Origin of the sequence: Haloarchaeobius ordinarius (assembly GCF_051801355.1) — an archaeon.
Taxonomy (GTDB): Archaea; Halobacteriota; Halobacteria; order Halobacteriales; family Natrialbaceae; genus Haloarchaeobius.
Genome location: NZ_CP196560.1, coordinates 2211823 through 2223915, shown reverse-complemented (window position 1 = coordinate 2223915; position 12093 = coordinate 2211823). Strand labels below are relative to the sequence as shown.

Sequence of the window (12093 nt, the reverse complement as noted above, 5' to 3'; positions counted from 1 at the left end):
GAGTAATTTGTTAAGGAATGCTATTCTATCCCCGTTTCGTAGCAGCCCGATTAATAACGTTCGGTGGACTACCATCGGGTAATGACCGAGGATTGTTCGTCCGACTCCTGTGGGTGTGCCGACTCGGACACCGGGCACGGTCCAGCAGGAGCAGTCACAGACGCACCGGCCACCGTCCGTCTGGACGTCCCCGATATGGACTGTCCCTCGTGTGCGGGCAAGGTCGAGGGGAGCGTCTCCGGCGTCGCCGGGGTGCTCGCCATCGACCCACGCCCCACCACGGGGACGCTGGTCGTCGGGTACGACCCTGCCGAGACCGACCGAGAGACCATCGTCGCGGCCGTCGAGAGCGCCGGGTACGCGGTTCGCGAGGAGGACGACGACGGCGACGACACCGTCTGGACCAGCCCACGCGGGCTGAAGACTATCGCGTCCGGGGGGTTCGTCGCGCTCGCACTCGCCACTATCGTGGTCGGGGCGAACCCCGTCCTCGGGACGGTCCTCGACCAGCCCTACGCCCTCTCGGACCTGCTATTGCTCGGTGCGGTCGTCGCCGGCGGGCAAGTCATCCTCCGCAACGGCTACTACTCGGCCAAGAATCTGAGCCTCGACATCGACTTCCTGATGACGGCGGCCATCCTCGCTGCGACGGGCATCACCGTGTTCGTCCCCGGCGAGAACCTGCTCATCGAGGCCGCCTCACTGGCGTTCCTCTTCAACGTCGCCGAGTTGCTCGAACGGTTCTCGGTCCAGCGCGCCCGCCGGTCACTGGACGAACTACTGGACCTCGCGCCCGACACCGCCGTCGTCCGGCGCGACGGCGAACAGGTCGAGATTCCCGCCGAGGAGGTTCGCGTCGGGGAGGTCGTCCTCGTCCAGCCAGGCTCGAAGATTCCAGTCGACGGCGTCGTTCGCGACGGTGAGTCCGCCGTGAACCAGGCCCCCATCACGGGCGAATCGGTCCCGGTCGACAAGGCCCGTGGCGACGAGGTGTACGCCGGGACGGTCAACGAGCAGGGCTACCTGGAGGTCGAGACGACCACGGCCGCCGAGGAGTCAACGCTGGCGCGTATCGTCGACCTCGTGACCGATGCACAGTCGAACAAGACCGAGCGCGAGCGCTTCGTCGAACGCTTCGCCCAGTACTACACGCCACTGGTGACGAGCGTCGCGATACTGGTCGCCGCAGTCCCGCCGCTCCTGTTCGGCGCGGACTGGGTCCACTGGGCGGTCAACGGCATCGGGCTGCTCGTCATCGCTTGCCCCTGTGCGTTCGTCATCTCGACGCCCGTCAGTGTCGTCTCCGCGGTGACCAGCGCAGCAAAGCGCGCCGTCCTCGTCAAAGGCGGCGACCGGCTGGAGACTATGGGCGAGGTCGACATCGTCGCCGTGGACAAGACCGGGACCCTCACGACCGGCGAGTTAGCGGTCACTGATGTCGTCCCGCTCAACGGGAACACCGAGGAGGACGTCCTCCGGTGCGCCCGCGGCCTGGAGAGTCGCTCGGAACACCCCATCGGTGACGCCATCGTGAGCCACGCCGCACAGAACGGCGTCGAACACCGTGACGTATCCGCCTTCGAGAGCCTGACCGGGGAAGGTGTGCGTGCGACCCTCGGGGACGTCCCCCACTACGCCGGGAAACCAGCGCTGTTCACCGACCTCGGCTTCGACCTCGACCACGTCCACCTGACGACCGACGGGGGCGTCGCCCGCCCGGAGATGCGCCAACAGTGCGAGCGCGAGGGCTGTCTCGACCTCGTCGAGGACACCATCCCGCGCCTGCAGGGCGAAGGCAAGACGGTCATCCTCGTCGGGACGGAAGACGCACTGGAAGGCGTCATCGCCGTCAGCGACACCATCCGCGAGGACGCGAAGGCGGCGGTCGCCGCCCTGCGACAGCGCGGGCTCTCGGTCGTCATGCTCACGGGCGACAACGAGGGGACCGCGAGAGCGGTCGCCGACCAGCTCGGCATCGAGGAGTACCGCGCCGACCTGCTCCCCGAAGACAAGACCGACGCGGTGGCAGCCCTCAAGCAGCAGGGAACGGTCGCCATGGTCGGCGACGGCGTGAACGATGCGCCCGCGCTGGCGACGGCGGACGTGGGTATCGCGATGGGTGCGGCCGGGAGCGACACCGCCATCGAGACCGCGGACATCGCCTTGCTGACCGACGACCTCTCGCGTCTACCCTACCTCGTGGACCTCGCGCGCAAGACCAACGGCGTCATCCGCCAGAACGTCTGGGGGAGCCTCGCGGTGAAGGCCGCCCTCGCCGTGCTCATCCCGGTGTTCTCCATCCCGCTGTGGCTCGTCGTCCTCGCGGGTGACGTGGGGATGACTACCGCCGTCACCACGAACGCGATGCGACTGGCCCGCGTCGTCCCCGACGAACTCCTCTAGCGAAGCGAACATCTTTCCCGGCCCGAACCGCATTGAACGCGTATGGCTACCGAGTCTACCTACGACTGGTTGACGCTCGACGAGGACGAAGAGATCGTCTGGTCGGGCATCCCCGACGCGAAGAGCATCTATCCCGCCCTCATCATCGGGCTGCCGCTCTGTCTCGTCCTCGTCGGCATCCCCATCGTGGTCGGTGCGTACCTCCAGCGCGAGAACACCGAGTACGTCGTCACCACCGACGGGCTGTACAGGAAAAGCGGTATCCTCTCGCGCGACGTCCAGAAGATAGACTTCGACAAGGTCCAGAACATCTCCTTCAGCGAGAGCTTCCTCGGCAAGCAGTTCGGATTCGGCAACGTCGACATCTCGACGGCCGGCGGCTCCGGCGTCGAGATGCAGTTCATGGCCGTCTCCGACCCGAAGCAGGTCCAGGAGCTGATCAACAAGCGCATCAAACAGGCCCGTGGTACGAACGCAGAGGGCGAGGAGGACAAAGAACAGGTGCTCGACGAGATACTGGTCGAACTCCGGGCGATTCGTGAATCGTTCGAACGTATCGAAGGACAAGGTGGCGACACCCCCGCACAGGGGGCGGCGGGCGGCTCCCGGGACGACTTCGACGACGGCCAGCCGGACACGTTCGACTGGCAGGACGACCAGCGATGACCGACACGTGGTTCACGGCCGACGAGGGCGAGGAAGTGCTGTGGACGGCGAAGCCGCGCATCCAGTCCATCTTGCCGTCTGTCGTGGTGGGGCTGTCGCTCGTCGTCGGTGCCGGAATCGTCGCGTACCTGATGGAGAATCCGCTCGTCCTCGGAGTCGGCCTCGTCGTCGGCGCGCTCGCGCCGGTCGCCGAGTACTTCCGCGTGGTCAACACGGAGTTCCTCGTGACGAACCAGGCGTGTTACAGCAAGACCGGCGGGCTCTCCCGGACCGTCCTGAGCGCGGACTTCGAGAGCGTCCAGAACTCTTCGTACGAGCAGAGCGCGCTGGGGTCGGTGTTTGGTTACGGGACCGTCGAGATAGACACGGCTGGTGGTGGCGGCACGGAACTGACGTTCTGGGGCGTCGACGCCCCGGCGAGCGTTCAGCGACTGGTGCTCACACAGAAACAGCGCTACGAGTCACAGGGTGAGATTCCCGGCACGCTCGACCAGTGGCGCGCCGTCCGCGACGAAGTGCGGCGGCTCAGAACGGTGGTCGAACGATACGAAGTACGGAATGCCCACGGTGACGGGTGAGTACGACCCGGCGCTCCCCCCGGTGCGCCAGTGTCTCTGAAACGGGCTAGCCGGTCTCGCGAATCCGCGGACCCGGCTCCGTTCGTGTGAACCCAGGCCGCCGTCCCCCTTCGGCGGTGACCTGGACTCACCGGTGTGAACCGACGAAATCGTCGTCTCCCCCATGCCCGGCCGGTCGGTGACCGGCCGTTCGACGATTTCGCACAGCCCCCGTGGGCGTTCGTACAGAGGTCGCCATCTATCAAATGTATTCTCTCACTACGGCGTAACGAGATGGTCGTTCGGACGGGGCAGGGTCCCGTTACACTTCGACGGCCCCGTCGATACCGACCGTCGAACCCGAGTAAGGACCGGCTACCGCGACAGAAGGAGTGCTTAGCCCGCGGTGCAGTCGCCCGGTTTCTCCGACTCGAACGGTTCTCGTGGTGGACTCACCTCTCGGCGCGAGAATCCCCGGTACGGGGAACCGGCCGGTCAGAGGATGGTGCCGTGTTTCTTGTCCGGCAGTTCCTTCTCGACGGTCTCGTAGAACCGGAACCGGTTCTCGAGTTCGGTCCGCAGCGACGACGGCGGGACGATCTCGTCGATGACGACCTCGCTCGCCATGCGGTGGATGTCGATGTCTTCGCGGTACTCTTCACGGAGTTCCGCTTCGCGCTTCGCGCGCTCGTCGGGGTCGTCGATGGCGTTGAGCTTGTTCGCGTACACCGCGTTGATGGCGGCTTCGGGGCCCATGATTGCAATCTCACCGGAGGGCAGCCCGATGGTGCTCTCCGGGTCGTACGCCGGTCCGGACATCGCGTAGATACCGGCACCGTACGCCTTGCGGACGACGACACACTGCTTGGGTACCGTCGCGCTGCTGGTGGCGTATATCATCTTCTTCCCCTTCTCCAGGATGGCGTCCTTCTCGACCTGCGAGCCGGCCATGAAGCCGGGCGTGTCTGCGAGGTACAGCAGGGGGATGTTGAACGCGTCGGACTTCCAGATGAACTCCGCGGCCTTCTCGGCGGCGTCCGGGAAGATGGCACCGGCGCGGTGGGCCGGCTGGTTCGCGACGATACCGACCGGACGACCGTCGATGCGGGCGTACGCCGTGATGATCTCCTTGCCGTAGTCCGGCCGGAGTTCGAAGTACGAGCCCTCGTCGACGATGCGGTCGATGACGTCGGTCATGTCGTAGCCGCGGTTCGGCTCCTGCGGGATGATGCTGTCGATGCCAGCGGGCGACTTCGCGGGTGCGACCGGCTCGGCGCGCGGCGGCTTCTCGTCGGAGTTGTTCGGCAGGTAGGTGACGAGCTGGGAGACGAGTTCGCGGGCGTGTTCCTCGTCTTTCGCGACGAGGTCGGCGCTCCCGGACTCCTCGGCGTGGACGTGTGCGCCACCGAGGTCCTGCATGGATATCTCCTCGCCGGTGACCATCTGGACCATCCGCGGGGAGGCGATGGCCATCGCGGACATCTCCTCGACCATGATGGTGAAGTCCGCGAACACCGGCGTGTAGGCTGCACCGGCGATACACGGGCCGTAGAGCACGCATATCTGCGGGACGCGCCCGGAGAGCATCGAGTGGTTGTAGTAGTACTTCCCGATGCCCTCGCGGTTGGCGAAGAACCCGGTCTGCTGGTCGATGCGCCCCCCGGAGGAGTCCATCAGGTACAGCACCGGCTTGGCGGTCTTCAGCGCGCGCTGTTGCATCCGGAGGAACTTCTCGACCCCCTTGGCGGCCATCGACCCCGCCTTGACGGTGAAGTCGTTGGCCATGAAGTGCACGTCGCGGCCCTCGAACTCGGCCGCGCCCGTGATGAGGCCGTCCGCCGGAATCTGGTCCTCGTTGTCGAACTCGGCGAACTTGCCGTCCTCGAACAACAGCCCGTCTTCGCCGAACCAGAGGTCGATGCGGTCACGGACGAACAGCTTACCCTGGTCCGGGAGTCGTTCCCTGTACTTCTCCGGGCCACCCCGGAGTATCTCCTCGATCTCCGCGATGAGGTCCTCCTCGCGCTCGGTCGGGCCGAGGTCGTCGTCGGCCGGGGCCGACGTGCCTCCCTCACCCGCGGCGTCTGGAGCCGGTTCCGGTGCCGCCTCGACCGCGGCGGGGTCGTCGGCCTGCCCGACGTACACCTCGACCTCGTCGCCCACGTGTTCGGCGAGCGCCGCGGCGATGGCGGACGCCTCCTCCGCGGACGCCCCTTCATTGATACGCACCTTCATGCATCGGCATGCGCAGGGTGCGGTGAGAAAGGTTTCCCTTTCCGGTAGGTACGAATGTTGCCACCGCCGTCGAACGGCGGAACCGGTCCCTGTGGGCGGTGCCGTGCTGTGTGGTAGCAAATCCTCGTGAGACACCTTATATACGTCCCAGCTGTCTGCCCGTCGCGGTCGCACTCGCGAGACGAGCGAGCGCACGCGTCATGTCCGAACACCCCCGTGACGAAGACGGGAACCGTCGCGGCCAGCGTGAGGAGGACCAGTTCCACCACCGGCCTGCGCGCCCCCCGCTGACCACGTCGACGTTGTACCGGCGTGAACTCATCGACGAAACTACCAGCATCTGACCGTTCTCCGCCATCCCGTAGTCGTAGCCTCTCGGTAATCCCGTAAATTCGGGGTTACGAAACCGCGATACGCCGAAGTGTGTGATTAGCTATCACCGGCTATCGACTACCTTCTAACCTGATGTATCCCGTCTCGTCGGGTGACCTCGACGCCCGGTTCCGCCGCTACTGGCGGTGGCTCGGCGCCGTGTTGTTCGTCCTCGTCGTGCTCGACCTCGGCACGACACTGGTCGCTGCCAGGGTAGTCGGCGTGGAGGGCGAGGCCAACCCACTCGTTCGCTGGGCGCTCGAACAGGGCGTTGTCGTGGTCGTCGTCCTGAACGGACTCGCCGCGACGCTCGTCGTGGTACTGTTCCGGTTGCTGCTCGAGACGATTCGTGCCACGCCCGCACACCTCCGCAGTCAGTTCATGCTGCTCTTCGAGGTCTGGATCGTCGGGCTCCTCGTGCTCGGACTGCTACTGGTCGCGAACAACATGACCGTGATACTCACCGGCGCGAGCCTACTGTAGGGCGGCTTCGAGTCGCTCGACGAGCGACTCGTTCCCGATGTGGACGGGCACGCGCTGGTGGAGTTCGGTCGGTTCGACCGAGAGAAGTGACTGGTTTCCGTCCGAGGACGCCCCGCCTGCCGTCTCGATGATGTAACCGATAGGGATACCCTCGAACTGGAGGCGGAGTTTGCCGTTCGGTGCGGATTCGAGCGCGGGATAGGCGAAGATGCCACCGTAGGTGACGACCTGGTTCACGTCGGATATCATCGCGCCGCCGTACCGGAGTTTGAGTTCGTCCTCTATCTCTCTGGCGTAGGCTTCGAAGTCGCCGGGCCAGTCCGGGACGCGGCCACCGAACCCGTAGACGACCGGGTCCGCGGGGAGCGTGACGTCCTCGCGGACGACCGACCGCTCGCCGTCGCTTATCTCGTACTCCGTGACCCGGTCGTCGACCGCGACCGTCATCGTCGTGATGGGGCCGTACAGGACGTACGCCGCGGCGACGAGGTCGTCGCCCGCGGCGGGAAGGTCGCTGTCGTACACGCCGACGATGGTACCCATCGCCGCGTTGGGCTTCAGGTTCGAGGAGCCATCGAGCGGGTCGACCGCGACGGCCAGCCCGTCGCCACAGTCGACGATGTCCGCACGCTCCTCGCTCGCGTACTGGCCGACGCCGTCGATGGCCGTCAACTCGTTCTCGAGGAGTTTGTCCGCCCACACGTCCGCGGCCGCCTGCGTCTCGCCGCTCGGGTTCTCCTCGTCGACCTTGGTCCGGCGACCGACGAGCCCGTGCCGGATCTGTGGTGCGGCCGTCGCTACCGTCTCCATGACGTCTTCGACCGTGGCGTGCAGGTCGGTCGCGTGCATCATTCGAGCGCTTCCTCGGCGGAGGCCCCCTCGTAGATGACCCGTTCGAGGGCGTCAAGGATGGCGACGGGGTCCTCACGCTGGAACACGTTCCGGCCGACGGCGAGCCCCTTACCACCCGCGTTCATGCACTCTTCGACCTGCTTCAGGAACTCGTAGTCGGAGGTCTTCGAGCCGCCGGACATGACGACTTTGACCCGTCCTGCACTGTCGACAGCCCACTGCATCGCCTCGGGCGTACCGGGGTACTTGACCTTCGCGATGTCCGCGCCCAGTTCGAGCGCCTGACGGGCGGCGTAGGCGATGGTCGAGGCCGACCGGTCGTTCTTCAGGCCCTGGCCGCGGGGGTACGACCACATGACCATCGGGAGGTCGTGCTCGCGGCCCGCCTCCTGAGCGTCGCGGAACTCCTCGGCCATCTCTATCTCGTGGTTCGACCCGCCGTACAGCGTGAACCCGAGCGCGTCAGCTCCGAGTTCGGCCGCGTACTCGACCGAGCAGTTGACAGCCGAGTCGGGCTCGCCCATCCAGAGGTTCGAGGTCCCGTTGAGCTTCAACAGGAGGTTCACGTCGTCTTCGTAGGACGGGTAGTACGTCTCGGCGACGCCCTTCTGGACGGCGAAGGCCGTCACGGCGTCGTGTGTGGCGACGTCGAAGACGGTCTCCGGGTTGACCGTCTCGGGGACCGGCTCGAAGTCGACCGGGCCGTGTTCCAGCCCGTGGTCCATCGCCAGAATCAGTACTTTGCCGTCGCGCACGATGGGAGAGTCGTCGATGGGGCGCATTCAGTTGGAAGTACCCGTAACTGACTATAAAAGATTGGTGGTCGGTTTTCGTTCGGAAGATACGCCCTAAATACTGGTTAGCGGTATTATAAGCCAATTTGAGGAGGTTTCACAGCAACTCGAAAAACACTACAGACATAGTAAAAATCTATCGCCGTCAGAACCGGCCGTGTTCGAGGTCAAACGGCGGTTCACCGGAACGATAGGAGACACCGTCGCGGCCCCGATTATCTGCAGCCTATCGGGCGTCCCGGGCCGCGAACCGCCACGTCCGTGCCTGCATCACGTTCACGTCGAGCGCGTCCGCGAGCGCACTCGCGTCGACCCACGCGAGCTGGCGGACCGAGGAGATGCCCGCCTCGGCGAGTCTGTCGGCGACCCAGTCGTTCACGACGGTCTCGACCGGGGTCGGGCGCTCACGGTCGGCCCAGATGTCGACCGGTTCGCGTTCGACGGGGTCGTACTCGGGGACGCCGAGGTCCTCCCAGTCGGCCGTGCTCGCGGCGACCCAGTCGCGTTCGCCTTCCTGGAGGCCGCCCATCTCCTCGGCGCGGTCGTCCAGCCCATCGCCCATTCGCGAGGCCCACGTCAGTGAGTACTGGCGGCGAATCTCGCCAGCGATCTCCTGGTCGACGCCGGCCTCCACGAGGTCCATGTAGGTGACCGTCTTCTCGGCGAGGTCACCGGGTGCGACCCCGGCAGCGTCCAGCTCGGCAGCGGCAGCCGGAGACAGCCCGTCGAGGGAATCGGCGGCGTCGGCGGCGTCGGCGGCATCGGCGGCGTCTGTGGTGTCCGCGTCGGCAACCAGTTCCCGTCGGCCATGGTCGTCAGCACCCATCTGTACTCGTCTGTATCTTCCGGTACCCCGACTTCAATCTTGCCGTGATAGTCAGGGTTCTTACCTACTCCTGCCGGGGCTCGGTGAGCTGTTCGAGCGCCTCCCTGACGGCCGGTTTCGCGCCGACGAAGGTGAGCCGGTCGCCGTGTTCCACTCGCTCGTCACTCGCCGGGACGTGGGTCTCGTCGGCCCGGGTGAGCGTGACCAGGAATGCCCGGTCCGGGAGGTCGGTCGAGATGGCCTCGACTGTTCGGCCCGCCAGCGCCCCGTCGACCACCAACTGTCGCACGTCGCCCTCGCGGAGCACGGCGGTGAGCCAGCCCGGGCGGGCCGTGGTTTCGCGCGGGGTGATTCCTTCGATGGCCCACAGGTGCAACACCGAACCGGCGAGTGGGCGGCCGCCGAGCGCCTCCACCGTCTCGACGGCGTCGGGGTCGTCGGCCCTGACGAACACCGGGTCGACGTCGAACCGCTTCCGGAGGAGCCGGGTGATGTGGACGTTGGTCCGGTCGTCGCCGGTCGCGACGACCGCCCGGTCTGCGTCGGCGGCCCCGGCGGCGCGCAACACGACCGGGTCGGTCGCGTCGCCCCGGTGGACGGTGAACCCGGCGTTGCGTCCGGCCTCGACCGCCCTCGGGTCGCGGTCGACGAGTTCGATGCGCTCGCCTCCCGCGTCGTACTGGCGGGCCAGCGCACGCCCGACCGCGCCGCCACCGACGATGAGCACGCGCGGTGGGGTCACCTCGAACAGGTCGGCGAGCGACCGGGCGAGGCCGCCCTCGACGACGACGCTGGTGATGATGACGAGGAACACCGTCCCGACGAGGATGGACGCGCCGCCGGGGTCGAACTCCTTGAGTTCGAGCGCGAACAGGGTCGCGACGCTGGCCGGGACGATACCCCGGGGCGCGACGAAACTCATGAACAGCCTGTCGGGCACGTCGAAGGTGCTGCCCCAGGTCGAGACGAACACCGAGAGGGGACGGACGACGAGCAACACGACGACCACGACGAGCACCCCGCCCATCCCGAGGACCAGCAGCTCGTCGAAGCTGACCAGCGTCGTCAGGATGATGAACACGAACGAGAGCAACAGGACCGTCACGTCGTCCTTGAACGAGGCGATATCGGACTCGTAGGCGAGGTTCGCGTTCCCCAGCACGACGCCTGCGGTGGCCGCCGCCGCGATGCCAGCCTCGCCGGCGACCAGTTCGGCGGTCCCGTGGGCGACCACGGCGCTGGCGAGGACGAGCAGTCGGGCGTTCTGGGGCGCGTTCCACGGCGAGTGCTCGACCGCCTCGAACAGGTACCACAGGAAGCCGGCGACGACGACCCCCACGAGTGCCCCGACGAGCAATCGATAGCCGAACGCCGTCGTCACGTTCGCCAGCGTCGGGTTCTCGGCGGTCAGCGCCTCGAAGGTCGCCACCGCGAGGATGGCCGCCGTCACGTCGTTGATGATGCTCTCGACCTCCAGCGTGGCCGCGACCCGCGGGCGGACACGGACCACGGAGAGAATCGGCGTGATGACCGTCGGTCCCGTCGCGACCAGCAGCGCGCCCACCAGCAGTGAGACGCCCCACGCCGCCCCCAGGAAGAACCGCACCGCGGCGGCGGTTCCGAGGAAGGAGATGAGGACTCCCACGGTGATGAGGGTGAGCGTCGCCGACGGTGCCCGCTTGAACGTCTTCGACTTCAGGTTGAACGCACCCTCGAAGACGATGATGGCGACGCTGATGCCCACGATGACCGAGAGCGCGTCCCCGAAGGTCGCGGGCTGGACGAGGCCGATACCCTCCGGTCCGAGGAAGAGCCCGACGAGCACCAGCAGCGGGACGCTGGGAAGGCGGAGCCGGTCGGCGATGACCTGGGCCGCGACGCCGAGCCCGACGACCGCGACCACGACCGTGAGCAGTTCCGACACACAGAGAGAGAGGCGTGCCAGGGGGTTGGCAGTTGCGCTGGGACCGGCAGGCTTAGGACGGGTTCGCAAGAATTGCGACACATGGTGTACGACCTCGACAGCATCGAGCGGATCGGCGTCATCGGCGCAGGGACAATGGGCAGCGGCATCGCACAGGTCGCCGCCATGAACGGCTACGACGTCGTCATGCGCGACATCGAGGACGAGTACGTCCAGAACGGGTTCGACAGCATCGAGAACTCCCTCGACCGCTTCGTCGCCAAGGACAAACTGAGCGAGACAGAGAAGGCGGAGACACTGGAGCGTATCGAGGGGACCACAGCACTCGATGACCTCGCAGACTGCCAGGCAGTCGTCGAGGCCGCCCTGGAGGACATGGACATCAAACAGGACATCTTCGCGGACCTGGAGGACGTCGTCGACGACGAGACGTTCCTCGCGACGAACACCTCCACGCTCTCTATCACGACCATCGCCTCCGTCATCGACTCCGAGGAGCGTCTCGTCGGGCTCCACTTCATGAACCCGGTGCCGGTGATGAAGGGCGTCGAAATCGTCTACGGGGAGAAGACCAGCGACGAAGCCCTCTCGCTCGCCCACGACCTCGCCGAGGCGCTGGGCAAGGAGACGTGGGAGTCCGACGACAAGCCCGGCTTCGTCGCGAACCGCATCCTCATGCCGTGGATAAACGAGGGCATCCGCGCCTTCGACGAGGGCGTCGCCACGAAGGAAGACATCGACACGGGCATGAAACTCGGGACGAACGTGCCCATGGGTCCGCTCCAACTGGCAGACCACATCGGCCTGGACATCTGCCTGCACGCGACCGAGACGCTCCACGAGGAGCTTGGTGACCGGTACAAGCCGGCCTACCTCCTCAAGCGCAAGGTCGACGCGGGCGACCTCGGCAAGAAGACTGGCAAGGGCTTCTACGAGTACGAGTAGGCCACGCTCCGTACCTGCGGTTCGCAGAAACTATTT

Annotated in this window: 11 protein-coding genes; 6 read left to right on the top strand and 5 right to left on the bottom strand. The window is 66.3% G+C overall.

What is annotated here, in order from left to right; genetic code table 11:
- The first annotated feature begins 81 nt into the window (after positions 1-81).
- Genes ACSC1R_RS11640 through ACSC1R_RS11630 form a run of 3 tightly spaced genes read left to right on the top strand, consistent with a single transcriptional unit; the run spans position 82 to position 3647 of the window.
- Positions 82-2403 (top strand): heavy metal translocating P-type ATPase, encoded by a 2322-nt coding sequence (locus ACSC1R_RS11640; protein ID WP_439025912.1) that lies wholly within the window; start codon positions 82-84, stop codon positions 2401-2403.
- A 42-nt stretch (positions 2404-2445) separates the two neighbouring features.
- Positions 2446-3069, top strand: a complete 624-nt coding sequence (locus ACSC1R_RS11635) for a PH domain-containing protein (RefSeq protein ID WP_439025911.1) — start codon at positions 2446-2448, stop codon at positions 3067-3069.
- Positions 3066-3647, top strand: a complete 582-nt coding sequence (locus ACSC1R_RS11630) for a PH domain-containing protein (protein WP_439025910.1) — start codon at positions 3066-3068, stop codon at positions 3645-3647. Before ACSC1R_RS11635 ends, ACSC1R_RS11630 begins: the two co-directional genes overlap by 4 nt.
- A 474-nt stretch (positions 3648-4121) precedes the next feature.
- On the opposite strand, the gene ACSC1R_RS11625 is transcribed toward ACSC1R_RS11630, so the two are convergent.
- Positions 4122-5861, bottom strand: coding sequence for an acyl-CoA carboxylase subunit beta (locus ACSC1R_RS11625; protein ID WP_439025909.1), 1740 nt, complete (start codon positions 5859-5861; stop codon positions 4122-4124).
- Between the two features lie 200 nt (positions 5862-6061).
- On the opposite strand from ACSC1R_RS11625, the gene ACSC1R_RS11620 reads away from it, so the two are divergent.
- The gene (locus tag ACSC1R_RS11620; protein WP_439025908.1) at positions 6062-6205 is read left to right on the top strand and encodes a hypothetical protein; all 144 of its coding nucleotides are present in this window, start codon (positions 6062-6064) and stop codon (positions 6203-6205) included.
- A gap of 121 nt (positions 6206-6326) precedes the next feature.
- Positions 6327-6716, top strand: a complete 390-nt coding sequence (locus ACSC1R_RS11615) for a hypothetical protein (protein WP_439025907.1) — start codon at positions 6327-6329, stop codon at positions 6714-6716.
- On the opposite strand, the gene ACSC1R_RS11610 is transcribed toward ACSC1R_RS11615, so the two are convergent.
- From ACSC1R_RS11610 to ACSC1R_RS11595, 4 genes are all read right to left on the bottom strand, one after another.
- Positions 6708-7568: a class 1 fructose-bisphosphatase gene (locus ACSC1R_RS11610; RefSeq protein WP_439025906.1), complete on the bottom strand. Its 861-nt coding sequence runs from the start codon at positions 7566-7568 to the stop codon at positions 6708-6710. The two genes, ACSC1R_RS11615 and ACSC1R_RS11610, sit on opposite strands and share 9 nt — an antisense overlap.
- Entirely contained in the window at positions 7565-8350 is a 786-nt protein-coding gene (locus ACSC1R_RS11605) for a class I fructose-bisphosphate aldolase (RefSeq protein WP_439025905.1), read from the bottom strand. Before ACSC1R_RS11605 ends, ACSC1R_RS11610 begins: the two co-directional genes overlap by 4 nt.
- A gap of 238 nt (positions 8351-8588) precedes the next feature.
- A complete protein-coding gene (locus tag ACSC1R_RS11600) occupies positions 8589-9188 on the bottom strand; it encodes a DUF7409 domain-containing protein (RefSeq protein ID WP_439025904.1) in 600 nt (199 codons plus the stop codon).
- Positions 9189-9252: 64 nt separating this feature from the next.
- Positions 9253-11112, bottom strand: a complete 1860-nt coding sequence (locus ACSC1R_RS11595; protein ID WP_439025903.1) for a cation:proton antiporter domain-containing protein — start codon at positions 11110-11112, stop codon at positions 9253-9255.
- An 81-nt stretch (positions 11113-11193) separates the two neighbouring features.
- Here ACSC1R_RS11595 and ACSC1R_RS11590 point away from each other — a divergent pair, with 81 nt between their 5' ends.
- Positions 11194-12057: a 3-hydroxyacyl-CoA dehydrogenase family protein gene (locus tag ACSC1R_RS11590; protein ID WP_439025902.1), complete on the top strand. Its 864-nt coding sequence runs from the start codon at positions 11194-11196 to the stop codon at positions 12055-12057.
- Positions 12058-12093: the final 36 nt, after the last annotated feature.

Bases quoted from the DNA above. Each gene is read 5' to 3' on its own strand.
- ACSC1R_RS11630 (WP_439025910.1), top strand. From the start codon at position 3,066: ATGACCGACACGTGGTTCACGGCCGACGAGGGCGAGGAAGTGCTGTGG.
- ACSC1R_RS11635 (WP_439025911.1), top strand. From the start codon at position 2,446: ATGGCTACCGAGTCTACCTACGACTGGTTGACGCTCGACGAGGACGAA.
- ACSC1R_RS11620 (WP_439025908.1), top strand. From the start codon at position 6,062: ATGTCCGAACACCCCCGTGACGAAGACGGGAACCGTCGCGGCCAGCGT.
- ACSC1R_RS11605 (WP_439025905.1), bottom strand. From the start codon at position 8,350: ATGCGCCCCATCGACGACTCTCCCATCGTGCGCGACGGCAAAGTACTG.
- ACSC1R_RS11610 (WP_439025906.1), bottom strand. From the start codon at position 7,568: ATGATGCACGCGACCGACCTGCACGCCACGGTCGAAGACGTCATGGAG.
- ACSC1R_RS11625 (WP_439025909.1), bottom strand. From the start codon at position 5,861: ATGAAGGTGCGTATCAATGAAGGGGCGTCCGCGGAGGAGGCGTCCGCC.
- ACSC1R_RS11600 (WP_439025904.1), bottom strand. From the start codon at position 9,188: ATGGGTGCTGACGACCATGGCCGACGGGAACTGGTTGCCGACGCGGAC.
- ACSC1R_RS11640 (WP_439025912.1), top strand. From the start codon at position 82: ATGACCGAGGATTGTTCGTCCGACTCCTGTGGGTGTGCCGACTCGGAC.
- ACSC1R_RS11590 (WP_439025902.1), top strand. From the start codon at position 11,194: ATGGTGTACGACCTCGACAGCATCGAGCGGATCGGCGTCATCGGCGCA.
- ACSC1R_RS11615 (WP_439025907.1), top strand. From the start codon at position 6,327: ATGTATCCCGTCTCGTCGGGTGACCTCGACGCCCGGTTCCGCCGCTAC.